General features: G+C 68.8%; 24 protein-coding genes. 13 read left to right on the top strand and 11 right to left on the bottom strand.

The features are described from left to right. Positions 1-31 precede the first annotated feature (31 nt). From FB464_RS15690 to FB464_RS15680, 3 genes are read right to left on the bottom strand one after another with little or no spacing between them, the layout of a single operon-like run. Positions 32-1081: an enoyl-CoA hydratase/isomerase family protein gene (locus FB464_RS15690; RefSeq protein WP_116416207.1), complete on the bottom strand. Its 1050-nt coding sequence runs from the start codon at positions 1079-1081 to the stop codon at positions 32-34. Further along, on the bottom strand, positions 1078-2247 hold the full coding sequence (locus tag FB464_RS15685) for an acyl-CoA dehydrogenase family protein (RefSeq protein WP_246093095.1): 1170 nt from the start codon (positions 2245-2247) through the stop codon (positions 1078-1080). The genes FB464_RS15690 and FB464_RS15685 overlap by 4 nt, the downstream gene beginning before the upstream one ends. Next, positions 2244-3752, bottom strand: a complete 1509-nt coding sequence (locus tag FB464_RS15680) for a CoA-acylating methylmalonate-semialdehyde dehydrogenase (protein WP_116416208.1) — start codon at positions 3750-3752, stop codon at positions 2244-2246. Before FB464_RS15680 ends, FB464_RS15685 begins: the two co-directional genes overlap by 4 nt. 142 nt (positions 3753-3894) lie before the next feature. On the opposite strand from FB464_RS15680, the gene FB464_RS15675 reads away from it, so the two are divergent. The 6 genes from FB464_RS15675 (at position 3895) to FB464_RS15650 (ending at position 10401) form a co-directional block, all read left to right on the top strand. Next, positions 3895-5076: an acetyl-CoA C-acyltransferase gene (locus tag FB464_RS15675; protein WP_116416209.1), complete on the top strand. Its 1182-nt coding sequence runs from the start codon at positions 3895-3897 to the stop codon at positions 5074-5076. A 61-nt stretch (positions 5077-5137) separates the two neighbouring features. Next, positions 5138-5914 carry an electron transfer flavoprotein subunit beta/FixA family protein gene (locus FB464_RS15670; RefSeq protein ID WP_116416210.1) on the top strand — a complete coding sequence of 259 codons (777 nt, stop codon included), beginning with the start codon at positions 5138-5140 and terminating at the stop codon, positions 5912-5914. A gap of 10 nt (positions 5915-5924) precedes the next feature. Continuing rightward, entirely contained in the window at positions 5925-6911 is a 987-nt protein-coding gene (locus tag FB464_RS15665) for an electron transfer flavoprotein subunit alpha/FixB family protein (protein ID WP_116416211.1), read from the top strand. Continuing rightward, the gene (locus tag FB464_RS15660) at positions 6911-9025 is read left to right on the top strand and encodes a cytochrome b/b6 domain-containing protein (protein WP_246093094.1); all 2115 of its coding nucleotides are present in this window, start codon (positions 6911-6913) and stop codon (positions 9023-9025) included. Before FB464_RS15665 ends, FB464_RS15660 begins: the two co-directional genes overlap by 1 nt. A 53-nt stretch (positions 9026-9078) precedes the next feature. After that, positions 9079-9831 carry an SDR family NAD(P)-dependent oxidoreductase gene (locus FB464_RS15655; RefSeq protein WP_116416212.1) on the top strand — a complete coding sequence of 251 codons (753 nt, stop codon included), beginning with the start codon at positions 9079-9081 and terminating at the stop codon, positions 9829-9831. 132 nt (positions 9832-9963) lie between these two features. Then, the gene (locus FB464_RS15650) at positions 9964-10401 is read left to right on the top strand and encodes a riboflavin kinase (RefSeq protein WP_116416213.1); all 438 of its coding nucleotides are present in this window, start codon (positions 9964-9966) and stop codon (positions 10399-10401) included. Positions 10402-10404: 3 nt separating this feature from the next. Here the strand turns inward: FB464_RS15650 and FB464_RS15645 are convergent, their stop codons facing one another. Continuing rightward, on the bottom strand, positions 10405-11934 hold the full coding sequence (locus FB464_RS15645; RefSeq protein WP_116416214.1) for an acyl-CoA synthetase: 1530 nt from the start codon (positions 11932-11934) through the stop codon (positions 10405-10407). A gap of 161 nt (positions 11935-12095) precedes the next feature. Between FB464_RS15645 and FB464_RS15640 the strand changes: the two genes are divergently transcribed. Continuing rightward, positions 12096-13184 carry an alkene reductase gene (locus FB464_RS15640; RefSeq protein ID WP_116416215.1) on the top strand — a complete coding sequence of 363 codons (1089 nt, stop codon included), beginning with the start codon at positions 12096-12098 and terminating at the stop codon, positions 13182-13184. Between the two features lie 49 nt (positions 13185-13233). Further along, positions 13234-14382, top strand: coding sequence for an AI-2E family transporter (locus tag FB464_RS15635; RefSeq protein ID WP_116416216.1), 1149 nt, complete (start codon positions 13234-13236; stop codon positions 14380-14382). Between the two features lie 12 nt (positions 14383-14394). Here the strand turns inward: FB464_RS15635 and FB464_RS15630 are convergent, their stop codons facing one another. Then, the gene (locus FB464_RS15630) at positions 14395-14712 is read right to left on the bottom strand and encodes an ArsR/SmtB family transcription factor (RefSeq protein WP_116416217.1); all 318 of its coding nucleotides are present in this window, start codon (positions 14710-14712) and stop codon (positions 14395-14397) included. Positions 14713-14902: 190 nt separating this feature from the next. Here FB464_RS15630 and cmtR point away from each other — a divergent pair, with 190 nt between their 5' ends. From cmtR to FB464_RS15615, 3 genes are read left to right on the top strand one after another with little or no spacing between them, the layout of a single operon-like run. Then, the gene (gene cmtR / locus FB464_RS15625; protein WP_211327504.1) at positions 14903-15226 is read left to right on the top strand and encodes a Cd(II)/Pb(II)-sensing metalloregulatory transcriptional regulator CmtR; all 324 of its coding nucleotides are present in this window, start codon (positions 14903-14905) and stop codon (positions 15224-15226) included. Further along, positions 15223-15903: a cation efflux transmembrane domain-containing protein gene (locus FB464_RS15620; protein ID WP_116416219.1), complete on the top strand. Its 681-nt coding sequence runs from the start codon at positions 15223-15225 to the stop codon at positions 15901-15903. Before cmtR ends, FB464_RS15620 begins: the two co-directional genes overlap by 4 nt. Before the next feature lie 17 nt (positions 15904-15920). Beyond that, positions 15921-18527 carry an excinuclease ABC subunit UvrA gene (locus FB464_RS15615; RefSeq protein WP_116416220.1) on the top strand — a complete coding sequence of 869 codons (2607 nt, stop codon included), beginning with the start codon at positions 15921-15923 and terminating at the stop codon, positions 18525-18527. On the opposite strand, the gene FB464_RS15610 is transcribed toward FB464_RS15615, so the two are convergent. The 5 genes from FB464_RS15610 to FB464_RS15590 form a co-directional block, all read right to left on the bottom strand. Further along, positions 18490-19518, bottom strand: coding sequence for an LLM class flavin-dependent oxidoreductase (locus FB464_RS15610; protein WP_116416221.1), 1029 nt, complete (start codon positions 19516-19518; stop codon positions 18490-18492). The genes FB464_RS15615 and FB464_RS15610 overlap by 38 nt on opposite strands. Positions 19519-19647: 129 nt before the next feature. Next, positions 19648-20250 (bottom strand): cysteine hydrolase family protein, encoded by a 603-nt coding sequence (locus FB464_RS15605; protein WP_211327426.1) that lies wholly within the window; start codon positions 20248-20250, stop codon positions 19648-19650. A gap of 77 nt (positions 20251-20327) precedes the next feature. Beyond that, a complete protein-coding gene (locus FB464_RS15600; protein ID WP_116416222.1) occupies positions 20328-21236 on the bottom strand; it encodes an ABC transporter substrate-binding protein in 909 nt (302 codons plus the stop codon). A gap of 14 nt (positions 21237-21250) precedes the next feature. Further along, complete coding sequence (locus FB464_RS15595; protein WP_116416223.1) at positions 21251-22234, bottom strand: zinc-binding alcohol dehydrogenase family protein; 984 nt, start codon at positions 22232-22234, stop codon at positions 21251-21253. After that, positions 22231-22680, bottom strand: coding sequence for a MarR family winged helix-turn-helix transcriptional regulator (locus FB464_RS15590; RefSeq protein WP_116416224.1), 450 nt, complete (start codon positions 22678-22680; stop codon positions 22231-22233). Before FB464_RS15590 ends, FB464_RS15595 begins: the two co-directional genes overlap by 4 nt. 187 nt (positions 22681-22867) lie before the next feature. Here FB464_RS15590 and FB464_RS15585 point away from each other — a divergent pair, with 187 nt between their 5' ends. Together FB464_RS15585 and FB464_RS15580 are read left to right on the top strand one after the other, a co-directional pair. After that, positions 22868-24130 (top strand): pyridoxal phosphate-dependent aminotransferase, encoded by a 1263-nt coding sequence (locus tag FB464_RS15585; RefSeq protein ID WP_116416225.1) that lies wholly within the window; start codon positions 22868-22870, stop codon positions 24128-24130. After that, on the top strand, positions 24127-24588 hold the full coding sequence (locus tag FB464_RS15580; RefSeq protein WP_211327427.1) for a RidA family protein: 462 nt from the start codon (positions 24127-24129) through the stop codon (positions 24586-24588). The genes FB464_RS15585 and FB464_RS15580 overlap by 4 nt, the downstream gene beginning before the upstream one ends. Here FB464_RS15580 and FB464_RS15575 read toward each other — a convergent pair. Continuing rightward, positions 24585-25607, bottom strand: a complete 1023-nt coding sequence (locus FB464_RS15575) for a D-2-hydroxyacid dehydrogenase (RefSeq protein WP_211327428.1) — start codon at positions 25605-25607, stop codon at positions 24585-24587. The two genes, FB464_RS15580 and FB464_RS15575, sit on opposite strands and share 4 nt — an antisense overlap. Positions 25608-25611 lie beyond the last annotated feature (4 nt).

Here is a 25611-nt window from a genome sequence, read left to right as displayed (position 1 = left end):
CTGGTGGTTCGTGGGTTTCGGATGGTTCTGATCAGCCGACCGCAGTGAAGTACGCGTCGATCTGCGCCTGGCCGACATCGCTCGCTGAGCGCGGCTCCCAGTGCGGGTTGCGGTCCTTGTCGATCACCTGGGCGCGCACCCCTTCGGCGAAGTCGTGCGACAGAAGAGCATGCGCCGAGACGCGCAGCTCCTGCTCGAGTGCCGCTTCGAGGTCCGGCAGCGCGGCGACCCGGTCGAGCGACTCGAGCGTGACGGCGACGGCGATCGGCGACTTCTGCTCGATCGTGTCGGCGGTGGCGAGTGCCTTCTCGTTCTGCGGGTCGGCCCGCAGGTTCGCCAGGATGCCCGGCACCGTGTCTGCCGCATAGGCCGCGTCGATCCAGCCCCGGTCGGCCGCGAGCTCAGCGTCGGGCGGTGTGTCGGCGAACAGGGCGATCGCGGCATCCGCATCGGTCGTCTCGAGGGCGACCAGAAGGTCGGGCAGCCGTTCGCTCGGCACGAAACTGTCGGCGAGGCCGACCTCGATCGCGTCTCCTGCGCGCACGGATGCCGCGGTGAGGGCCAGGTGCGCGCCGAGCCTGCCGGGCGCCCGTGCGAGCAGCCACGTGGCGCCGACGTCCGGAATGAAACCGATGCCGGTCTCCGGCAGCCCGAGCTTCGAACGTTCGGTCACGATCCGGTGGGAGCCGTGGGCGGACACCCCGATGCCGCCGCCCAGCACGATGCCGTCCATGAACGCCACGTAGGGCTTCGGAAACCCGTCGATCAGAGCATTCAGGGCGTATTCGTCGCGCCAGAACGCGAGGGAGGCGGCCCCGTCGCCGGAGGTCGCGTCGTGGTAGAGCGACACGATGTCGCCGCCCGCGCAGAGCCCGCGCTCACCACGCCCGACGAGCACGACGGTGGCGACATCCGGATCGCCCGCCCACTCGTCGAGCTGGTTCTGGATGAGCGTCACCATGCCGTGCGTCAGCGCATTGATCGCGCGCGGGCGGTTGAGAGCGATCTCGCCGAGCCGGCCGCGCCGGCTGAACACCACCTCGGGTTCGACTGCCGCAGCTTCGGGAACATCGCCTGTCATATGGTTCCCGCAATGATCGATCGACCGACGATGAGGCTCATGATCTCGTTCGTGCCCTCCAGGATCTGGTGCACCCGCAGGTCGCGCACGACCTTCTCGAGGCCGTACTCGGCGAGGTACCCATACCCACCGTGCAGCTGCAGCGCCTGGTTCGCAACGGTGAACGCGACATCGGTGCCGAACTTCTTGGCCATTGCGCAGAGCTCCACCGTGTCGGGCGCCCCCGCATCGAGCGCCCGGGCGGCACGCCGGAGCAGCCCGCGGGCCGCCTCCAGCTGGATGCGCATGTCTGCCAGCCGGAAGACGAGAGCCTGCTGGTCGGAGAGCGGATGCCCGAAGGTCTGGCGTTCCCTCATGTAGGCGACGGCCTTGTCGTAGGCCCACTGCGCCCCGCCGAGGGAGCACGCCGCCATGTTCACCCGACCGCCGTTCAGCCCCTTCATCGCGATCGTGAACCCGCCGCCCTCTTCACCGAGGAGATTGGATCTCGGAACCCGCACGTTGTCGAACGACACGGCCGCTGTGGGTTGCGCGTTCCAGCCCATCTTCTTCTCGTTCGCGCCGAAGGTGACACCGGGGGTGTCGGCCGGCACCAGGATGGCGCTGATGCCCTTCGGCCCGGGCCCCCCGGTGCGTGCCATCACGACGTACACCGCCGACGAACCCGCACCCGAGATGAAGAGTTTCTCGCCGTTCAGCACGAAGTTGTCGCCGTCGACGACGGCCGTCGTGCGGAGAGCCGCGGCATCCGAACCCGCGCCCGCTTCGGTGAGGCAGTAGCTGCCCCGCAGTTCGAGGGAGGAGAGGCCCGGCAGCCACTGCTGACGGATCTGGTCGCTGCCGTAGCTGTCGATCATCCACGCCACCATGTTGTGGATCGAGATGTAGGCCGCGATCGTGGTGTCGCCCTGGGCGAGCTCCTCGAAGATCAGCACGGCGTCGAACCGGCTGAGCGCCGAACCGCCCACGTCTTCGCGCACGTACACACCGCCGAGGCCGAGCTCTCCGGCCTGCTGCAGCACATCGATGGGGAAGTGCTTCGCCTGGTCCCACTCCACGGCGTGCGGCGCCAGAGCCTCCCGAGCGAAGTTCCTTACGGCCTCGACGATGTCGCGCTGGTCGTCGGTCAGGTCATCCGGCACCGGCGCATCGGCGAGCAGGGTCACTGGCCCTCTCCCATCGTCGGGATGACGAAGCTCGCACCCTCCTTGATACCCGACGGCCAGCGCGAGGTCACCGTCTTGGTCTTGGTGTAGAAGCGGAACGCATCGGGCCCGTGCTGGTTGAGGTCGCCGAAGCCGGAACGTTTCCAGCCGCCGAACGTGTGGTACGCGATGGGCACCGGAATCGGCACGTTGACGCCTACCATCCCCACGTTCACGCGGGCGGTGAAGTCGCGGGCGGTGTCGCCGTCGCGGGTGAAGATCGAGACGCCGTTGCCGAACTCGTGGGTGCTCGGCAGGGCGATGGCGTCTTCGTAGGTGGCCGCACGGGTGATGATCAGCACGGGGCCGAACACCTCTTCGCGGTAGATCGTCATGTCGGGGGTCACGTTGTCGAACAGCGTCGGGCCGAGGTAGAAACCGTTCTCGTAGCCCTCGACGCTCCAACCGCGACCGTCGGCGAGAAGGGTGGCGCCCTCGTCGATGCCGGTCTGGATGTAGCCGGAGACCCGGTCCACCGCCGCCTGGGTGACAAGAGGGCCGTAGTCGGCGGTCTCGTCGAGCGAGGCACCAATCTTCAGGTGCTTCACGCGCTCGGCCAGCTTGGCGGAGAGCGCGTCAGCCGTCTCCTGGCCCACCGGCACCGCCACCGAGATAGCCATGCAGCGCTCACCGGCCGAGCCGTAGCCTGCGCCGATGAGAGCATCGGCGACCTGGTCGAGATCGGCGTCGGGCATGACCACCATGTGGTTCTTCGCGCCGCCGAAGCACTGGGCGCGCTTGCCGTGCTTCGCCGCCGTCTCGTAGATGTACTGCGCGATGGGAGTGGAGCCGACGAAGCCGACAGCCTTCACACGGTCGTCTTCGAGGATCGCGTCGACCGCCTCCTTGTCGCCGTTGACGACGTTGAGCACGCCCGCCGGGAGACCCGCCTCGAGGAACAGCTCGGCGATGCGGAGCGGCACGGAGGGATCGCGCTCCGAGGGCTTCAGGATGAACGAGTTGCCCGCGGCGAGCGCCGGTCCCATCTTCCAGAGCGGGATCATCGCGGGAAAGTTGAACGGCGTGATACCGGCGACCACTCCGAGCGGCTGGCGCATCGAGTAGACGTCGATTCCGGTGCCCGCTCCCGTGGTGTACTCGCCCTTCAGCAGGTGGGGTCCGCCGGCGGCGAACTCGATCACCTCGACGCCACGCTGGATGTCGCCCTTCGCGTCGGCGACCGTCTTACCGTGCTCGGAGGCCAGCAGTCGCGCGAGCGAGTCCATGTCCTTCGCGATCAGGTCGAGGAACTTCAGCAGGACGCGGGCCCGGCGCTGCGGGTTCCAGGAGCCCCAGATGAGCTGGGCCTCTTCTGCGTTCGCGATCGCGGCATCCATCTCGGCCCGCGAGGCAAGCGGCACGCGGGCCTGGACCTCACCCCGGGACGGATCGAAGACGTCGGCGAATCTGCCTGACGTGCCGGAAACGTGCTTGCCGCCGATGAAGTGGGTCAGTTCGCGAACCATGGGCATCCTTTTCGTCTCACGCATCACCGCGTGTGCGACCCGACTATACAAGGACCAGCATCAATAAACTAGGGACTACTGGTAAATCAACGGTACGGGTGACAATATGGATGGAACCCCACCGGAAATGAGATCATCTCGCATGGAAACCTCTGTCATCGTCGCCGGAGCCCGCACCCCCATCGGCAAGCTGCTCGGAACGCTGTCGACGCTGACAGCGCCCGAACTGGGAGGCATCGCGATCAGGGCGGCGGTCGAGCGGGCCGGCATCGATCCGGGCGAAGTGGATGCTGTCACCCTCGGCAACGTCGTGCAGGCCGGGGTCGGGGCGAACCCGGCGCGCCAGGCGGCGATCGCGGGCGGTGTGCCCCTGCACGTGCCCGCCACGACCCTCAACAAACTCTGCCTCTCCGGGCTCGCGGCCATCGGCCAGACCGACCTGGCCATCCGTGCCGGCTTCTGGAACGCGGCCATCGCCGGCGGCATCGAGTCGATGAGCAATGCGCCCCACCTGTTGCGGGGCGCCCGCACCGGCTTCAAGTACGGCAGCACGCCGCTCGAAGACTCGCTCGACCGCGATGCCCTGATCTGCTCCATCGACAACGAGGTGATGGGCGCGGCGACCGACCACTACCAGCGGGCCCTCGACATCTCCCGCGCCGCCCAGGACGAGTTCTCCGCCCGATCCCACCAGCGCGCCGCCGAGGCGATCGACTTCGGCCGGTTCGGCGACGAGATCGTGCCCGTGACGATCAGCAGCCGCCGGGGCGAGACCGTGGTCGACACCGACGAGGGCGTGCGGAGGGGCACGACGAGCGAGACGCTCTCCACCCTCCGCCCAGCGTTCGGCGCCGATGGAACGATCACCGCGGGCTCGGCATCCCAGCTCTCCGACGGAGGAGCTGCACTGATCGTGATGAGCAAGTCGGAGGCGGAGCGCCGGGGGCTGTCCTGGCTCGCCGAGATCGTCAGCTACGGCACGGTCTCCGGCCCCGACCCCTCGCTGCTGCTGCAGCCCGCGGGCGCCATCCGTGACGCCCTCCGGCGGCAGAGCGAGACGAGCCTCGGCGATCTGGCCGTGCTGGAGATGAACGAGGCGTTCGCGAGTGTGGCGATCGCCTCCAGCCGCCAGCTCGGAGTGGACGTCGACCTCGTCAACCCCAACGGCGGCGCCATCGCCCTCGGCCATCCCGTCGGAATGAGTGGAGCACGCCTCGTGCTCACATTGGCGATGGAGCTCCGGCGACGCGGCGGCGGCTACGGGGCGGCGGCGCTCTGCGGTGGCGGCGGCCAGGGCGATGCCCTGATCATCCGCGTTCCATGATCGGCCGAGTTGTGACAACGCACTCACGTCCTACAGAATCAAGAGTCAAGGAGATGAACCAGTGAAGATCATCGTTCTCGTCAAAGAAGTTCCCGACACGTACGGGGACCGGAAGCTCGTGCCCGAGACGGGCCTGGCCGATCGCGCTGCGAGCGAAGCCGTGCTCGACGAGATCGGCGAGCGGTCCCTCGAGGTGGCGCTGACATACAAGGATGCCCACCCCGACACGGAGGTCATCGTGCTCTCCATGGCTCCGGAGTCTGCGACGGCCACTCTTCGCAAGGGTCTCGCGATGGGCGCCACCAGCGTGGTGCACGTGGCAGACGACAGCCTCGCCGGCGCGGATCTCGGCCTCACAGCCGAAGTTCTTGCCGCAGCCATCACCAAGACGGGCTACGACCTTGTGATCACCGGCAACCTCTCCACCGACGGATCGGGCGGAGTGCTGCCGTCGATGCTGGCCGAGCTCCTCGGGGTGCCGCTGGCCGGCTCCCTGTCGAGCGTCGAGATCTCCGAGACCGGGGTCACCGGCGTGCGACTGACGGATGCGGGAACCATCGACCTCACCACGGCTCTCCCTGCCGTCATCGCGATCACCGAGAGCATGCCCGACGCCCGCTACCCGAACTTCAAAGGCATCATGGCGGCCAAGAAGAAGCCGGTGGTCTCGATGACCGCCGCCGATCTCGGTATCGATCCCGCAGACCAGAACGTGGCCCGCTCCATCATGCTGAGCGTCGCAGAGAAGCCACCCCGTACGGCGGGAACCAAGATCGTCGACGAGGGTGACGCCGGGCAGCAGCTCGCAGACTTCCTCATCTCCAACAAGCTCGCCTGAGGAGCACGTTATGACTGACAACACCTCCGACCCGATCCTCGTGCTGGTCGACACGACGCCCGACGGCGAGCCGCTGAAGAGCGCGGCCGGACTGCTGGGGGCCGCTGCCGACATCGGCACCCCCGTTGCCCTCATCGTCGTCGCACCCGGAACCGGGGCGGCTGCGGCAGCGGCCGCCGCGCAGCTCGGCGCAGCGCGCGTGCTGCTGGTCGAGAACGAGCAGGTGCTCACGGATGTCGCGACCCCCGTCGTCGCCGCGCTCCAGGCCGCGGCAGACGCCGTCGGCGCCGCCGCCGTCCTGATCTCCAACTCGATCGAGGGTCGCGAGGTCGCCGGCCGGTTCGCCGCCCGCACCCGCTCGGCGATCTGCGTCGATGCCGTCGGCCTCTCCCGCGACGAGGAGGGCATCGTCATCCACCACTCCGTCTACGGCGGCACCTACAACGTCGACTCGGCCGCGACCTTCGGCGCGCCCGTCGTCACGGTTCGCCTCGGCGCGATCGAGCAGCGGGCAGCGGCGACGGATGCGCAGCCCGAGCCTTTCGACGTGTCGACGTCGACGACACCCGCCGCCACGATCGAGAAGTTCACCGAGACCACGGAGAAGTCGACCCGGCCCGAACTCCGCGGGGCCACCAAGGTGGTCTCCGGTGGCCGCGGGCTCGGCTCGCAGGAGAAGTTCTCACTCGTCGACAATCTCGCCGACACCCTCGGTGCGGCCGTCGGCGCCTCCCGTGCCGCGGTCGACGCCGGATATGTGCCGCAGAGCTTCCAGGTCGGCCAGACCGGCGTGTCGGTGGCACCCCAGCTCTACGTCGCGCTCGGCATCTCGGGCGCCATCCAGCACAGGGCCGGCATGCAGACCGCGAAGACCATCGTGGCGATCAACAAAGACGGCGATGCCCCGATCTTCGACATCGCCGACTTCGGCGTGGTCGGCGACCTGTTCACCGTGGTGCCCCAGCTGATCGAGGCCCTCGAGAAGAAGAAGCAGTAGTGACCGACACCGCGCAGCAGACGTCCGTGCCCCTCCGACGCGGCCTGCCGCGCACGCCGGGTGGCGACCCGTGGCCGCCCGCGGGTGAGGTGCTGCTGGCGGTCGAGATCCAGAGTGACGCTTCGGCCAGCGCCGGGCGGGCTGCGCCAGAAGTCGCTGCGCCGGCCGCGGCGCCTGCCTCTCCGGTTGCCGACGAGAGGCCTGCCGCCGAGCCGGTTGTGGCCGTGGAGCAGGCGGAGACGCACGTTTCCCCCGCCGCCGGTGCCGCCGCGTCCGTCGCTCCCCCGCGGACCGTCCCCGGCCAAAGCCGCCGACGCGGTCTGCCCCGCCAGGCGGGCGGTGAGCCGTGGCCCCCCGCGACCGCCGATTCAGACCCCGCACCCGCGGGCCTCACGGTGGAAACTTCGAGCGCGGAAGCACCGCCAGCTCCGTCCGACGCGGCGGCTGCTGTTCCGAGCTCCGCACCCGTCGTCCCGGCATCCGGGGCTGCGACGGCCACCATCGCCGACCCGATCGTGGCGGCACCGGAACCGGCACCGGCACCGGCGCCGGCACCTACATCGGCGACCCGCACCGTGCGGCAGGGACTCCCTCGAGTCGTCGGTGGCGAGCCGTGGCCGAGCGTATCGGCCATCGAGGTTGCCGCCTCGGCGACGCACGATGCCGCGCCCGCCGCAGCAGCGCCCGCCGCAGCAGCCCCCGCCACGCCCACCCCGGCCGCCGCGCCGACGGCCGAACCCGACACCAGCGCGGCCGAACCGTCGGCCGAATCCGACACCGGTACGGCCGAACCGAGTGCAGCGCCCGCATCCGGGCCACGCCGCCGCACGGGGCTGCCCCGACCGGGCACCGCAGCAGGCTCCGAGCCCGCGACAGCTTCGTCGGGAACGACCCCGACACCGACATCCGACGACCCCGCAGCCTCAGCGGGACCGGGCGCACCGGAGTCCGAGACCGACGCTGCCCCGGCGGCCGCGCCAGCAGCGACCCGCACGCCCGAAACCGCGCCCGCACCGGAGCAGGCCGCCGTGGCAGCCTCGGCCGCCCCGACCCGTGCGACGGCGTCTCCCCGCGCCCCGATCATCATCCGCACCGACGCAGCGCCCGCCCCGGCGGCGCCCACCAAGGCAGCACCCGCCAAAGCGGCTCCGGCCAAAGCGGCACCCGCCGCCTCAGCTACAGCCGCTCCCGCCCCGGCCGCCGTCAGCGCCGGCCTCGCACGGCTCTGGCAGCTGCCGCGCCCCGCGCAGATCGTGCTCGGGCTGATCGCCCTGCTGGTCGTGGCGGCCGTCGCCGTGCTGGCCGTGCGCGGGATCACCACCTACCGGTTCGTGCAGGACTTCCTGCAGACCTACCCGGGTGAGTACCCACTGCCCGACACCGTCGAGACCGGCTTCCCCGCCTGGATCGGCTGGCAGCACTTCCTCAACGCGTTCTTCATCGTGCTGATCATCCGTTCGGGCTGGCAGGTGCGCACCCAGAAACGACCCAGTGCGTTCTGGACGGCGCGGGGCAAGACGAAGGGCAAGATCAGCCTCACTCTGTGGTTCCACCAGTTCCTGGACGTGCTCTGGCTCGCCAACGGCGTGGTCTTCGTCGTGCTGATCTTCGTGACCGGGCACTGGCTGAGGCTGGTGCCCTCGAGCTGGGAGGTCTTCCCGAATGCCCTCTCCGCGCTCATCCACTACCTCACCCTCGAATGGCCGACCGACAACGGCTGGGTGAACTACAACAGCCTCCAGCAACTGATGTACTTCATCGTCGTGTTCATCGCCGCTCCGCTCGCCGCGCTCACCGGGGTGCGCATGTCGGGTATCTGGCCGAAGAACGCGAAGCGCCTGAACACGATGTATCCGATCGAGGTGGCCCGCGCCATCCACTTCCCGGTCATGCTCTTCTTCGTCGGCTTCGTGATCGTGCACGTCGCCCTCGTCTTCGCCACCGGCGCGCTCCGCAACCTCAACCACATGTACGGCGGAAGCGACGACGTGAACTGGATCGGTTTCGGGATCTTCTTCGCCTCCCTGGCGGTGATGGTCGCGGGCTGGATCGCGGCACGGCCGCTGGTGATCGCACCGATCGCTTCGCTCTTCGGGAAGGTCTCCGCGCGCTGAGACACCGATGACCGGAGACCCTCCATCATCGAACAACAAAAAGGAACATGACCATGGAACTGACAGGTGCACACGCTCTCGTGACAGGTGCGGCATCGGGCCTGGGGGCGGCCACCGCCCTGGCCCTCGCCGCACGCGGGGCCACCGTGACCGGCCTCGACCTCCCGGGCGCCCTCGAGACGGCGACGCTGCCGGGCGCGGTGCGGTTCGTGGCGGCGGATATCACCGACGAAGACCAGGTGCAGCAGGCGATCGACAGCATCGACGGGCCGCTGCGGGTGGTGGTGAACTGCGCCGGGATCGGGCCGGCCAGGCGCATCCTGTCGAAGAAGGGCGTGCACGAGCTCGCCCTGTTCCAGAAGACGATCGACATCAACCTCGTGGGCACGTTCAACGTGATGCGACTGGCGGCGGAGAAGATGGCAGGCGACGAGCCCTACGACGAGTTCGGCGCGCGCGGCGTGGTCGTCAACACCGCTTCCGTCGCGGCGTATGAGGGCCAGATCGGGCAGATCGCCTACGCTGCCTCGAAGGGCGGCGTCGTGGCGATGACGATCGCGGCGGCCAGGGACCTGGCGTCCAGCGGTATCCGGGTGGTCACCATCGCCCCCGGCATCGTCGACACCCCGATGCTGGCGGCCCTCGGCCCCGAGGTCAACGAGTCGCTCGCGAAGACGGTGACCTTCCCGGCTCGCCTCGCGCGGCCCGGGGAGTTCGCGGCCCTCGTTCTCACGATCGCCGACAGCGACTACCTCAACGGCGAGACGATCCGGCTCGACGGCGCCATCCGGATGACCCCCCGCTGATCTCGGGCAGAGAGAGTTCGAGCGGCGCAATAGGCCTGTAACACGACTCTGTCAGCATGGACGCAGTCACGCAGGGCGCGCCGCGCTCCTCCCCCGCCACCATCGGTCGGCGCGTGCCGAAGGAAGGTCATCATGAGCAGTCTCCGCGTCTCACAGGTGCACACGGTCGATGCCGCAGCGGGCCGCCACTTCCTCGTCGTCGGCGAGGTGGAGCACGGCAACGCGTGGGGCCGCGTGCTCGGGTTCCCCACCGCGAACATTCCGATGGCCGCCGACGGTGTCGATCTTGAAGGCGTCTGGGCCGGCTCCGTGACCTTCACCGCCGAGGGCGTCTCGCAGCACTACGTCTCCGCTGTCTCCGTCGGCACCCGCCCCACCTACTACGCCGACGGGATCCTGCTGCTGGAGGCCTTCCTGCTCGACTTCACCGGCGACCTGTACGGCAGGACGCTGACCGTGGCGCTCCACGAGCGTATCCGCGGCCAGGTCGCCTACACCGGCTCCGAGGCTCTGATCGCCCAACTCCGCGTCGACGTCGAGCAGGTACGGAGCTGGGCAGCCGACCACTGAGCGCTACGCCTCGACGGGGACCCCGGCCCGGAGGTTCTGCTTGAGCACTTTTCCGGTCGTGTTCCGCGGCAGCGCGGTGACGATACGGAGCTCGAGCGGCAGTTTGAAGCGGGCCAGCCGGGAAGCGGCGAACTCCCGCAACTGCTCGAGTTCCAGCCCCGTATTCGGCTTCAGGGCGACGACAGCGACGACCCGCTCACCCCAGCGCTCGTCGGGCGCACCGATGACCGCGACCTCGGCGATGGAGACGTGGTCGTACAGCACACTCTCGACCTCGGCAGGGTAGACGTTCTCTCCGCCGCTGATGATCATGTCCTTCAGGCGGTCGCAGATGAAGAAGTAGCCGTCCTCATCCTGATAGGCGACATCCCCCGTCCGGAACCAGCCGTCGGCGCCGGTCGCCTCGGCTGTCGCCTCGGGCAGGTTCCAGTAGCCCGGGCTCACCGTGTCGCCGCGGACGCAGAGCTCACCGGGCACGTTCGGGGTGGCGAGCGGGTTTCCCTCGAAGTCGATCAGGCGCACCTCGTTGAGCATGCCGGCGACGCCACAGGATCCGAGTTTCTCGAGTGCGAGCTCTGTGCTGAGGAACGTTGCGCCGGTGGCCACCTCGGTGAGGCCCCAGCACTGGCTGACGGGAACACCGTGCTCACCGTAGAGGCGCAGCAGCGGCTCGGGAACCGGCGCCCCACCGGCCACGATGATGCGCACACTGCTGAAGTCGGTCGAGGCGAAGTGCTCGTGCTGGCTGGCGAAGAGCATCATGGCCGGCACGCAGAAGATCGACGTGATGCGGTGCTCCTCGATGGCCGCGAGGAACGCGCCCGGCTGGAACTGCTCCTGCAGCACGACGTGGCCGCCGGCCATCAGGGTGGGCAGGGTGATCACGCAGAGGCCGCCGGAGTGGAACAGCGGCGCCGACGTGAGCGCCACGTCTTCGGCGTTGTAGTTGACGGCGAGCATCCAGTTGACGTTGTTCGACCAGAAGTTGCGGTGGGTCAGGATCGCGCCCTTCGGCCTCCCCGTCGTACCGGAGGTGTAGAGGATGCACGCCGGGTCGTCGACGTCGACCGCGACCTCCCGGACCGCCGGGTTCGGCTCGGCCAGGAGCGAGTCGATACCGCGCCAGCCCCGGGCATCCGCACCGAAGCGGATGTACACCTCGCAGGGCAGCGATCCTCGCAGGTCGTCGATCGATTCGAGGTGGGCATCGTCAGAGATCAGGATGCGCGGGGCACTGTCGGTGACGATGTAGGCGAGCTCGCTGCCGGTCAGCCGGAAGTTGAGGGGCACGAACGTCGCGCCCAGCCGGTTGGCCGCGAACATCGCGATGAGGAACTGGCTGTGGTTGAAGCCGAGGTACGCGACCCGGTCACCCTGCGTGGTGCCCTGCGCCGCGAGCAGGTCGGCGAACTCCTCCACCCGCTTCTGCAGAGCGGCGTACGAGAGCGTCTCGCCCGCGAAGGTGAGCGCCGGATGACCGGGGTCCCGCAGGGCCCGTCGACGCAGCCACTCTGCCATGCCCATCGCATTCATCCGCTGCTCCTCATCGAGTCGACGTTACTGCTGGCCCAACGATACCTTTGGTCCGACCTTTTGACCAGCGGCGGTCAGTGCGGGAATCCGGGGAATGCACGAGCGCCCCGCGCGTTGGACCTGTGGTGCCGCAGACGGCGACACCACCCGAAAGGACCTCCGTGGATCTCTTCTCCCCGCTCAGCCTCGGCAGCATCGACCTCGCCAACCGCCTCGTCATGGCACCGCTCACGCGCACCCGCTCGGGTGAGTCCGGCGTGCCGAACGACCTGAACGTCGAGCACTACTCGCAGCGCGCGAGCGCCGGACTGATCATCACGGAGGGCACCTACCCGAGCGCCGAGTCGCGCTCCTACCCGGGCCAGCCCGGCATCGTGACCGATGAGCAGGAGGCCGGCTGGAAGCGCGTGGCCGACGCCGTGCACGAGCGCGGCGGGAAGCTCGTCATGCAGGTCATGAACGGTGGCCGGGTGTCGCACACCGACATCACCGGAACACCCCGCATCGTCGCGCCGAGCGCGATCGCCATCGACGGCGAGGTGCACGTGCCCAGCGGCAAGAAGCCCTTCCCCGAGCCGCACGAACTCACGATCGACGAGCTGGCCGTGGTGCGCGGCGAATTCGTCGAGGCCTCCCGCCGCGCGGTGCGCGCCGGTCTCGACGGCGTCGAGCTGCACTCGGCGAACGGCTACCTGCTGCACCAGTTCCTCTCCCCCGCCTCCAACCAGCGCACCGACGAGTTCGGCGGCAGTCCCGAGAACCGGATCCGCTTCGTGGTGTCGGTCGTCGAGGCCGTGGCCGAGGCGATCGGTGCGGACCGCACCGGCATCCGCATCTCGCCCTCGCACAACATCCAGGATGTGCTCGAGACCGACGACGCCGACGTGCGCGCGACCTATGGCGCTCTGATGGACGCCCTGTCGCCGCTCGGCCTGGCCTTCGTGAGCATCCTGCACGCCGACCCGACCGGCGCCTTCGTGCAGGAGCTCCGCACGCGTTTCGGCGGCGGCTTCGTCGTGAACAGCGGCTTCAGCCACATGACGACCCGCGAAGAGGCGACCACCCTCATCGAGGGCGATTTCGCCGACGCGGTCGCGGTGGGGCGCGCGATCATCGCGAACCCCGACCTGGTGGAGCGCTGGGAGGGCGGTCACCCCGAGAACGAGCTCGACCCGGCGACGCTGTACGGTTCGTCCGCCGACGGCTACACCACCTACCCGACGCTCGGCGAGCTGGCCCGCCAGGGCTAGCACTCCCGCCGCACCGGGGGTGGCGGGTGCGGGGCGATAACCTACCCCCATGACAACCAGCCCGACATCACCCCTCGACCGCCGCGCACGGCGGCTCGCCGGACGGGGTGGCACGGTGCGCACCACCACCACCTCCGGCGGGCGGCGCGGGCTTCTGCCCGATCATCCGTTCCGGTACGCGTTCATCGCGACGCTCGGGGTCGGGGTCGCGATGGCCGTGCTCGGTGCCGTCTCCACCCTGTCGACGGTGCTCGTCTACCTCGGGATCGCGCTGTTCCTCGCACTCGCCCTCGACCCCCTGATGCAGCGGGCCACGGCCCGGAACCTGCCCCGGTGGGCGGCGGCGGCCGTGCTCGCGGTGGTCGCGCTCGGCGCCATCGTCGGGCTGGTGTTCGCGATCATCCCCGCCGTCACCACGCAGGTCAGCGTGGTCGGCAACCAGCTCACCTCTTTCGTTCAGGGGCTGCCGAACCAGGCCTGGTTCCAGTGGCTCACGGCGAACGTCGGGCCGAGCATCGACATCGACGGCATCCTGAAGAGCACCACCGCGTTCTTCACCGACCCGAGCAAACTGCTGGGGCTCGCGGGCGGCATCCTGAGCGTCGGCACCGGGATCATCGACGGGGTGACGGGAGTGATCGTCGTGAGCATCCTGACCCTCTACTTCGTGCTCACCCTCCCCGCAGTGAAGGCGAAGGGCTACACCCTCGTGCCCCGTTCCAGCCGTGCGCGGGTGATGGAGCTGGCGGAGGAGATCTTCCAGTCCGTCGGCCGCTACGTCGGCGGCCAGGTGGTCCTCGCCCTCGCCAACGCGGTCGTGACGTTCATCGTCACCTCCGCCGTCGGCAGCCCGGCCCCGGCACTGCTCGCCCTCGTCGCGTTCGTCGGCGCGCTCATCCCGGTGGTCGGCACGGTGTTCGGCTCGGCGATCGCCGCGCTCGCAACGCTGCTGGTGAACCCCGGCGGCGCCCTGATTGTGGCGATCGTGCTGCTCGTCTACATGCAGATCGAGGCCTACATCCTGTCGCCGCGGGTGATGGCGAAAGCCGTCTCTGTGCCCGGCGCTCTCGTCATCGTCTCGGCGATCGGCGGCGCGGCGCTCGGCGGGATCCTTGGCGCACTCGTGGCGGTTCCGGTCGCCGCCGCCGGCCTGATCATCGTGAACAGGGTCGTGGTGCCGCGCCAGGAGGCGCACTGAGCGCAGCAGGTCTCAGGCGAGCAGGTAGCGGCAGAGCTGGTCCATCTGGTCTTCGATGTGGTCCGCGGCGGCCCGCCAGTAGGTGATCGGGCCTGCCCCGCGCGGGTGGGTCGCACGTCGGCCCTCCACCAGGCCGCAGCCCACCAGGGCCTGCAGGTGCTGGCGCACCCCGTTCATCGACAGCCCCGTCTCCCCGATGAGCTCCGCGGTCGTGGTCTCCCGCTGCGACAGCAGGATGCGGAGGATCTCGAGGCGCGACTGGGTGATCCCGAGCGCCGCGAGGATCTGAACGGGAAGCACCCCGGGGATGGTGATGGTGTCAGCAGTCATGCGGGCCAGCCGATCTTCTGTCGTCTGGCTTCACTGTACGTACTGCCCCGGGCATTGTGACGAACCGCGGGTGAGCAAGATCTCCCGTTCTTGCCAGAACCGCAAGTCCAGGGACTCGCGTCGGTGGTGCTCGATACAGCCAACGCTGTATTGTTGCACGGTGCTCTCGCTCACCACCAGACTCGATGTCATGAACCGGATCGGCCGCGCCATGGCGGATCCGAGCCGTTCCCGCATCCTTCTGATGCTGCTGGGCGGGCCGGCCTATCCGGCGCAGATCGCTGCGGAGCTCGGGCTGACCCGCCAGAACGTCTCGAACCATCTCACCTGCCTCAGGGACTGCGGCATCGTGGTGGCCGAACCCGAGGGCCGGCAGCACCGGTACGAGATCGCGGATGCCCACCTGGCCCAGGCACTCGACGGCCTTCTCGGCGTCGTGCTCGCCGTCGACGCCTCGGCGCCCTGCAGCGACGAGGCCTGCCGCGTGCCGGGCTGCTGCGAGACGACACGATGACGGCTCCGACGCACACGGCGGTCCAGGATCGGCGCACTCTCCTCCAGCGGCGCATCCGCCTGATCGTCGCCATCACCATCGGCTACAACCTCGTCGAGGCCGTCGTCGCCCTCGCCGCCGGTACGGTCGCGTCATCCGGTGCACTGATCGGCTTCGGGCTCGACTCGACGATCGAAGTACTCTCGGCGGCCGCCGTCGCCTGGCAGTTCACGCGCCGCGACCCGGAGCGCTGGGAGAAGGGCACCCTCCGCGTCATCGCGGTCGCCTTCTTCGCCCTCGCCGCCTACGTGGCGGTGTCGTCGGTGCTCGGGCTCCTCGGCGGATCGGCGGCGGAGCACAGCCCGGTCGGCATCGCCCTCACCGCGATCAGTGTCGTCGTCATGCCGTTCCTGTCGTTCGCCGAGCGCCGCACGGGCCGGGAACTGGGGTCGGCCACCGCTGTCGCCGACTCGCGGCAGACCCTCATCTGCACGTACCTGTCGGCCGCGGTTCTGCTCGGGCTCCTACTGAACAGCCTGTTCGGCTGGTGGTGGGCGGATCCGGTCGCCGGACTCGTCATCGTCGTCTTCGCCCTGCGCGAGGGCGTCGAGGCGTGGCGGGGCGACGCGTGTGCGACGTCGGTCGGGATGCTGCTGGATGATGACGACGACCACCACGACCACGGCCATGGCGCTTGAATCGGGAGATGTAAGGGATGAGTGACGTGAACGGTTCCCCAGCCGGAGCCGGATCGGGCGGCGTACGCGTGCGCGGGGCCCGGGAGCACAACCTGCAGTCCATCGACGTCGACATTCCTCGGAACGCCCTCGTGGCCTTCACCGGCGTCTCGGGGTCGGGCAAGAGCTCGCTGGCGTTCGGCACCGTCTACGCCGAGGCTCAGCGCCGGTTCTTCGAATCCGTGGCTCCCTATGCGAGGCGCCTCATCGACCAGGTCGGCGTCCCCGACGTGGATTCGATCGACGGCCTGCCGCCGGCCGTCGCTCTGTCGCAACGCCGCTCAGGCGGAACCGCTCGCTCGACGGTGGGGAGTGCGACAACGGTCGCGAACGTCGTCCGGATGCTGTTCTCCCGGGTCGGCACCTACCCGGTCGGCGCGCCGATGCTGTTCGCCGAGGACTTCTCCGCGAACACCGTGCAGGGCGCCTGCCCCGCGTGCCACGGACTGGGCCGCATCTACGACGTTCCCGAAGAACTCATGGTTCCCGACGACTCGCTGTCGATCCGCGAGCGCGCCCTGGCTGCCTGGCCGACGGCCTGGCACGGCAAGCAACTGCAGGACAGCCTCATCTCGCTCGGCTACGACGTCGACGTGCCGTGGCGCGACCTCCCCGCCGACCAGCGCACCTGGGCGCTCTACACCGATGAGTCGCCCCAGGTGCCGATCTTCAGGGATCTCTCGCCCAGCGAGGTGCGGAAGGCCGTGGCATCCGGAGCGGAGCCGTCGTACATGAGCACGTTCCTCGGAGTGAAGCGCTATGTGCTTGACACGTTCGCCAGCTCGAAGAGCGCCCGGATGCGTGAGAAAGCGGCTGGGTTCATGGTCAGCGTGCTCTGCCCCACCTGCGGTGGGAAACGGCTGAGGCCCGATGCCCTCGCCGTCACCTTCGAGGGTGCCGACATCACCGAGATCTCATCGATGCCCCTGGACGAGGTGGCCCGGCTGATGGAAGGGATTCTCCTCCCCGACTGGGGAACCACCCGCCAGACGTCTCACCGACCACCTGCGGAGGACCTCCCACCGGAGAAGCGTCTCGCCGCCCAGAGATTGGCGACCGACCTGCTTCAGCGTCTGTCCCCGATCACCGACCTCGGGCTCGGCTACCTGACCCTCGACCGCACGACGTCCACTCTGTCGTCGGGTGAACTCCAGCGCATGCGATTGGCCACGCAGGTGCTCTCGCGGCTCTTCGGCGTCGTGTTCGTGCTGGATGAGCCCTCCGCAGGACTCCACCCCGCCGACACCGAGGCACTCCTCGGCATTCTGAGGAGCCTCCGGGATTCCGGCAACTCGGTGTTCTACGTCGAGCACTCCCTGGGCGTCATCCGGGAGGCGGACTGGATCATCGACATCGGTCCGGGGGCAGGCACCGCAGGGGGTACCGTCATCTACTCGGGCGAGATCGATGGCCTCCGTGATGTGCAGGAGTCCGTCACCCGTCGCTACCTCTTCACCGAGTCAGAGCCTGCACCTGAGCCGAAACGCCGGCGGCGCAGCGGCGATGCCCGGCTCGCTCTCACCGGTGTCGCGCGGAACAACCTGTCGGATGTCTCCGTGAGTTTTCCGCTGGGAGCCTTCACCGCAATCACCGGCGTCTCGGGATCGGGTAAGTCGACGCTCCTCAACCACGGCATCCCCGACCTCCTGCGAGCAGACCTCGCCAGCGCCACGGAGGAGGTCGAGGGCGAAGCCGAACCCACCTCGGAGGACCCGCTGGTCTCGGGCGCCCCGGTCACCACATCCGGCCGGGCATCCGGGCCAGCGGATCGCGTTCGGCGGATCGTGCAGGTGACCCAGAAGCCGATCGGACGGACGCCCCGGTCGAACGTGGCGACCTACACGGGCGTCTTCGACCAGATCCGCAGCCGTTTCGCGGCGACCCCGGAAGCACGGCGACGGCACTACGGCGCGAGCCGGTTCTCCTTCAACCTCCCGAGCGGACGGTGTCCCGTCTGCAAGGGCGAAGGGATGATCGAGGTCGAGTTGCTCTTCCTGCCCACCGTGCACGCGCCGTGCACCGCCTGCGCTGGAACACGGTACAACGACGAGACCCTCGAGATCCGGCTGGACGGGATGACGGTCGCCGACGTTCTGGCGATGAGCGTGAGCCGCGCGCGGGAGTTCTTCGAGGGGGATGCCGACGTCGTCGCGCATCTCGATGCGCTCCTGGACGTGGGGCTCGGCTACATCTCCCTCGGCCAGTCGGCCACCGAGCTCTCCGGCGGCGAAGCCCAGCGCGTCAAGCTGGCATCGGAACTCCGCCGCGCCCAACGCGGCGACACGCTCTATCTGCTCGACGAACCGACCTCCGGGCTGCACCCGGCCGACTCCGACCGGCTCATCGGTCACCTCCAGCGCCTCGTCGACGGTGGGAACACGGTGATCATCGTGGAGCACGACATGCGCGTCGTCGCCGAAGCCGACTGGGTGATCGACCTCGGGCCGGGCGCTGGAGACGCGGGCGGACACATTGTCGCCGAGGGAACGCCGGAGGACGTCTCCGAGAACCCCGCAAGCCGCACGGCCCCCTACCTCCGGGCCGCGCTCACACCGTCGCGTGCTGGGGTGTCAGCCGGCGCGTGACCTCTGGGATCACCCGGTCGGCGATGAACTGCACGCGAGCCGAGCCCGACTCGACCGTCTCGCCGGGGAACTGCGCCCAGAAGTGGAAGTCCTCGATCTGCGGGTACCGCTCGGCGAGCGAGACCAGCTCGTCGACGGCCTTCGCCCCGTCCCACAGCTGGTAGATGCCGAAGTCGAGCAGGTCATCCGGAGCATCGAAGTGGTCGGGTACACCCGAGCCCTCGAACGAGCCCCACTCGATGTATTTGTTGACCTGGTAGAGCACCTTCTCACCGATCCGGCTCCACTCCTTCTCGGGGTCGTCGGCGACGACGACCCACTGGCTCGCGAACACTGCCCCCTCGTCAAGTGACTTGCCGTTCGCCACTAAGGCCTCGAGGTAGACGGGGATGCTGTCGTTCGAGAGGGTGATCACGCCATCCCCCAGGCGGGCGGCCCGCTCGATGCCCTTCGCTACGACCGCGCCGATGGGCATCCGCGGCGTCTTCTCGGCCATCGGAATGACCTTCAGGGCAGGAGACGAGAGCCTCGTGCCCTGGTGGCCTGCGTCGCTGCCGCTCCAGGCGGTGCGGATGATCGCGACGGCGTCTTCGAGGAGGCTCGGTCGTTGCTTCCGCACCCGGCCGAACGCTTCGAACTCCCGCTCGTTGTAGCCGAGGCCGACACCGAGGTCGAACCGGCCGTCGGTGATGAGGGAGAGGGCGTTGGCGTCCTCGGCCAGCCGCACCGGATTGTGGAAGGCCGCCACAACGATGTTCGTGGCGACGCGCATCGTCGTCGTGCGCGCCCCGATGGCCGCCGCGACGATCAACGGCGACGAGGCGTAGGAGTCGGGGGCGAAGTGGTGCTCGCTGAGCCACGCCGACCCGAAACCGAGCGACTCGGCCCAGACCGCCTGGTCGATCGTGTCGCGGTACAACGCGCCGATCGGCTGCGCCCACTGGTCGGGATTGCGGAAGTCGTACCAGAGGCCGAATGTGGGTGTGGACATCGTTGTCCTCCTGCTCAGGATCGAAGGCGCCTGCCTCGGAGAGGCCGTACGTCGGGGATTCCGAGGGTAGGCCGCCCGAAGCGGCCACGACGGGGACTGTTCAGTTTTGGAACAGTCCCCGTCGCCGGTTCACGCGCTGAGAGAAGCGGTGACGCTCGCCGTGTCGGCGATCGTCGCGATGTTGGTCAGAGCGTACTCGAGGGCGGCGCGCTGCCAGTCCGCACTGAGGCTCGACGTGCCGTCGGAGACAATCGTGACCTCGTAACCGTGGTCGGCCGCGTCGCGCACCGTGTGCTCGACGGCCATGTTCGTCCAGGCGCCCACGACGATCAGCTTCGTCACCCCGAGGTTCCGCAGCAGGCTGTCGATCTCGGTTCCGTTGAAGACGCTCATGCGGGTGCGGTCGAGGAGGATCTCGTCGCCCTGCGGCGCCAGTTCGTCGACGACCGCCGCGCCCCAGCTGCCGAGCTTGAAGGTGTCGGGCGCGAGCATCCGGAACACCGGTGCGTTGCTGCCGCCGAGGCCGACCCGGGGATAGACGACGATGCGGCTGTGGAAGACGGGCACGTCGACGGCGCGCGCAGCATCGAGGATCGTGCGGATGTTCGCGATCACGTTCTGGCTCGCTGCATTCTCTGCGGCACCGAACGAGGCGTGGGCGCCGTCGGTGTGCACGGTGTCGTTCTGCATGTCGATGACGAGCACGGCGGTTGTGGGGGTGGAGTGGGTCACTTCAAATTCTCGCTGTTCTTCTGTTTGGGGTGGGATGGTCGGGGGGGGGGGTGGATGGTCGGGGGAACGTGTGCCGGTCAGAGCGGGTGCGCGGCGAGCCAGCCGGCGGCGATCGCGTCGGACGACTGCTGACCGTCGACGCTCTGCACGTTCATCGCGATGAGGTCTTCGGGCGTCAGTGCCGCACTGATGCGGTTCACGGTGTCGGCCGCCCCGGCGGGCAGGGAGTCGCTGGCGACGGGTACGACGTGGGAGGCGGTGAAGAGGTTCTCGGGGTCGTCGAGGATGACGAGGTCGCCGCTCTGGATGGTCGGGCTCGCCGTGTAGACGATGCCGAGCTGGATGGCCCCGCTCTTCAGCGAGCTGACGGTCAGCGGCCCGCCCCCGTCGTCGATCGGGGTGAACCCGACCGTCACGCCGTAGTGCTCGAGCAGGCCCTTCGGCCCGTTCGGCCGGTCGACACCTTCGGCGTTGCCGCCGACGACGAGAGGCACAGGCACCGAGGCGAGGTCGGCGAGACTCGTCACGCCGTACTGCTCGGAGAATTCGCGGGTGACGGCGTAGGCGTCCTGGTCGGTGGCGGCCGACTGGTCGAGCACCTGCAGCCCCGCGGGCGCAGCCGCCCTGAGCGCCTCGTACACCTCGTCGGCCTGGGTGAGCGTCGTCGTCGGCACCCAGTACTGCAGCAGTGGGCCCGTGTACTCGGGGAACAGGTCGACGCCGCCCGATTCGAGTTCGGGCAGGTAGGCCTCCCGCTGGCCGATGTTGAACTGTCGCTTCACGGCGAAACCGTCGCTCTCGAGCGCCTCCGCGTAGATCTCGGCGATGATCTCGTTCGAGTAGTAGGCCTGCGAACCGACCACGATCGTGTCGCCCGATGCGCTCGGAGCCGCCAGCGGATCTGCTCCCCCACTGGCGGAACAGCCGGCGAGAGCGACGACAGAAAGGCCGAGCGCGAGCGCAGCGAAGTACTTCGAACGGGTCATGATGGGTCCTTCGGTCAGTCGAGAACGACGACGGCCTTGCCGCCGACGGTGTTCTCTTCGAGGTCGTGGTGGGCCCGCACGATCTGGTCGAGCGGGTAGACGTGGCCGATCGGAACCACGGCGGTGCCGGCTGCGACCGCGTCGAGGTAGTCCTGCAGCACCGCCGCGGGCAGCCCCTCGGCCTCGCCCGAGTACGCGGTGAGGCGCACCCCGTTCGGCAGCCAGTCCATCGGATAGAACTCGGGGATGGTCCAGTCGTCGGAGAGCATGCCCGTGAAGCACACCGTGCCGCCGGGCCGGGTCGCGCGGAGCGTGTCGCGCATCACGTTCACGCCCACGAGCTCGATCGCGCCATCCACTCCCCCGCCGAGCAGGCGGTGCACCTCGGATGAGATCTCACCGGTGTCGACGAGCGGATGATCGACCCCGGCGCTTCGGAGCAGGTCGAACCTCGCCTCGCTCCGCGTCGTGGCAAGCACGGTCATCCCGCGCCGCTTCGCGAGCACCGCGGCCGCGAGCCCCACCGAGGAGGTTCCGCCCCGGATCAGCAGACTCTGGCCGTCGACGGCCTGCAGCCCGACCGACAGCGAGCCGTACGCGGTCTGCAGCATCTCGGGGATCGCACCGAGCGTCGACCAGTCGAGGTCGCTTTCAAACGGGATGACCTGGTTCACGGGCACGGAGACGAACTCGGCGTACCCACCGTCGAACGAACGGCCCATGCCGCCCATCATCGTCATCACCTGCGTGCCCGGCTCGACCTCGCCGCCGGGGGCTGCTTCGACGACGCCCGTGGCCTCGATGCCCGGGATGCGCGGGAAGTCGCCCGTCGAGGCGACCCCGCTGCGGAAGTGCAACTCGGAGCGGTTCAGCCCGAACGCCTTCACGCGGATCAACACCCGGCCGGACTCGACGCGCGGCACGGGCACGTCTCGCAGCTGCAGAACTTCGGGCGGTCCCGGATGCTCGATCACGACGGCGCGCATGGTGTCGGTCATGACGATCCTTCCTTTCGGTCTCGCAGGGTCGCGTGCAACTCGGCCAAGACGGCCGCGAGCTCGGTCGCACGCTCGGGCGTCAGCCCGTCGCCCAGCAGGTCTTCGAGGTTCCGGTCCGCCGCGGCCGACGCCCTCTCGAAGGTCTCTGTACCGCTCGCTGTCAGGGCGATCACCATGGAGCGGCGGTCGACCGGATGGGCGGAACGCTCCGCCAGGCCGTCCCGTTCGAGCCGGTCGATGAGCTTGCTCGCCGCTCCAACGGTGATCTGCAGCGCGTCGGAGACGTCCTGCACCCGGGCAGTGCCGCCGTGCCCGCTGATGGCTCGCAGAGCCTGCAACTGCGCGACGGTTGTTCCGGTCGCGGCCTTCTGCGCATCGTCGAGTCGATCCCACACGGTGATCTCGAGCCGCACGAGCTCGGAGAAGAAGTCGGAATAAGAGGTCATGCAGTCTGGAACAGCAATCGTCGGAACTATATTCCTGCGATTGGACTTTCGGGTCAGAACCGCCGATGCTCACCGTGTTGAGTGGTGACGGACCGCCATTCAGTGTATTGTCGACAAACGACAGTCGTCTGCAGCAGACCCTGTCGACGTCTGCGCATCATCCCCGCGCCGAGAGCTAGGAGCCCCGATGACCACGACCGCCCCTCGACCGGAGACGGACGGCGCACCACTCGGCTCAGCCAGTGACCGCATCCTGCGCACGCACCTCCCCTCGCGAGAAGCTGCTCCCGGGGTCTCGGTGCGCGACGCCGACACGTCCCTGCGACTCGACGGCGGCGGCAACGGCCTGCTCGACACCACACACTTCGACGTCGTGCGCTTTCCCCCGCCCCCGTGGGTGAAAGAGCAGATGGCGACGGCGATCGACACCGGCGCCTGGGCGTACTCTCCGTACCGCGGAGACCCTGAGGTTCTCACAGCGCTCTCCGCACCCATCGGCGACTTTCTCGGCTCGCCTGTCTCCGGAGAGAACCTCGCCCTCACCCCCGGAACGCAGGGTGCCCTGTTCACCACCCTTGCCGCGCTCGTCAACGAGGGAGATCTCGTTCTGCTCGCCGATCCCGACTACCTCTTCTGCGAGCGCATCCTCGCCTTTCTCGGCGCCCGGGTCGAGCGCATCCCACTGACGTTCGACACCGACGAACCGAGCCTCGACCTCGACCTCATCGAATCGTTCATCGATCAGAAGCCCAAGCTCCTGCTCTTCTCGCACCCGAACAACCCCACCGGATCGGTCTACTCCGAGGCCATGATCGCCCGCGTGGCCGAGTTGGCCGTCGAGGGCGACTTCCTCGTCATGGTCGACGAGCTCTACAGCCGATTGATCTACGGAGACGGTGCATTCCACCACCTCCGAACGCAGCCCGGTATGGCCGAACGCTCGATCACTCTTCTCGGCCCCTCGAAGACCGAATCGATGAGCGGCTTCCGCATCGGCGTCATTGTCGCTCCCGAAACCGTGATCCAGCTCGTCGAGCAGTGCCTCGCCATGACCTCGCTGCGCGCGCCGGCCTACTCGCAGCACCTGCTCTCCCGCTGGCTCGTCGACGATCACGACTTCCTTCGCGACCGTGTCGCCGAACTCGACGTTCTGAGGACGCTCACGATCGAGAAACTGGGCGCCGTGCCCGGTCTTCGTCTGGCGCCGCAGAACGCGACGGCCTACCTCTTCGTCGATGTCTCGGCTTTCGGCGCAACCGACGTCGAGATCGCCGCTCGGCTGCAGCGCGAAGCGCGCGTGATCGTCTCGCCCGGCTACCAGTTCGGAGCCCGGGGCTCCGGGCACTTCCGCATCTGTTACGCCCGCGACGAGGCAGAATGGTCAGCCGCCCTCGACCTGATGGTGACCTGCCTGACAGCGTTCGCAGCGGAAGCCGGCCTCACCGCGTGAGCGACGCGCAGCCGGCCGGCACCGACGCCCCGCAGGCGGCCGGCGCCTACTCGGTCGCGCGCCGCATCGGTGGCCTCGTACACACGGCAGGCATGACTCCCCGCCGGGGCGGAGCGCTGGTGGCGACCGGGATGATCGGGGGCGACATCAGCATCGAGAGCGGGCGCGAGCTCACCACCCTGGCGACAGAACGGGCCCTCGAAGCTGCCGCGAGCATCCTGCTGCCCACAGAATCGCTTGCCGGAGTCGTCTCGCTGACGGTGTTCCTCGCGGCCATCCCGTCGTTCACCGAACACAGCGCGGTCGCTGACGCCGCCAGTGCACTGGTCAGCGAACGGATGCCCGGGGCGCCCCTGCCCGTGCGGGCCGCCGTCGGGGTGGCGTCGCTCCCGGGGGGCGCTCCCGTCGAGGTGCAGCTCATCGCCGAGGTCGAGCTCGCGGAGCAGCTACCCGGCTAGTAGCCCCGCTCGGCCTCGTAGAGGTTGCGGAGCGGCTGACCACCCCGCCACCGGCGGAGGTTCTCGACGAACAGTTCGACGAGCGTCTCATTCTCCGTGGCGACTGTCGATGCGGAGTGCGGCGACAGCAGAACGTTCTCGAGATCCCAGAGCGGTGAATCGCCGGCCAGGGGCTCGTGGTTCACGACGTCGAGCGCCGCCCCGAGCATCCGTCCGCTGGTCAGCTCGTCGATCAGCGCAGCTTCGTCGACGAGCTGGCCACGCGAGATGTTCACGAGGATCGCGCCGTCGGGAAGCTGCGCCAGCTGTTCCCGCCCGATGAGGCCTTCGGTCTCCGCGGTGAGCGCCGAGCACAGCACAAGGATGTCCGTTTCGGGAAGCACCTCGTCGAGGCGGCCGATGTCGCTCAACGCAACACCCTCGGGCACATCGTAGGCACCGCCGATGCGGCCCACCCCGGTGACGCGGGCTCCCAGGGCGTGGAAGGTGGCGATGACGTTGCTGCCCATTCCTCCGATGCCTACGACAGTGAGCCGGAGGCCGGCGAGCTGGCGGGTGGTGTAGCGCCGCCACTCGTGCCGGTGCTGCTGCCGGCGGAGGAACGGCACGCCCTTCACGAAGTACAGCGCACCGGTGAGGGCGAACTCGGCGAGCGGGATGGCATGGGTACCGGCCGCCGTGGTCACCGTGATGCCGCTGGAGTCGAGCCCCGTCCGCTTCATGAATGCACCGATGCCGGCGCTGGTCGCCTGCACCCATTTCAGGGCGGGCGCGTTGACCGGCAGTGCAACGGGGTCGTTCCAGTCGAAGTCGAAGGCCACATCGGCCTCCGCCAGAAGAGCGAGCCAACGCTGCCGGCCCTCCTCGTCGAGTGCGGGCGGGGTGCCGCCGTGATCGGCGGTGTAGCGCGGCATGGGCAGCAGGTCGGGTTCGTAGAGCACCTCGACGTCGGGCTCGGCCGCGATGCGGTCCACAAGGTGCGGTTCGAGGTAGGTGGAGATGAGAACGCGGGTGGTCACGGCG

Source organism: Subtercola boreus, from assembly GCF_006716115.1.
Lineage (GTDB): Bacteria > Actinomycetota > Actinomycetes > Actinomycetales > Microbacteriaceae > Subtercola > Subtercola boreus.
The sequence above is the reverse complement of the archived record's forward strand: the minus strand, read 5'-3'. Positions and strand labels throughout refer to the sequence as shown.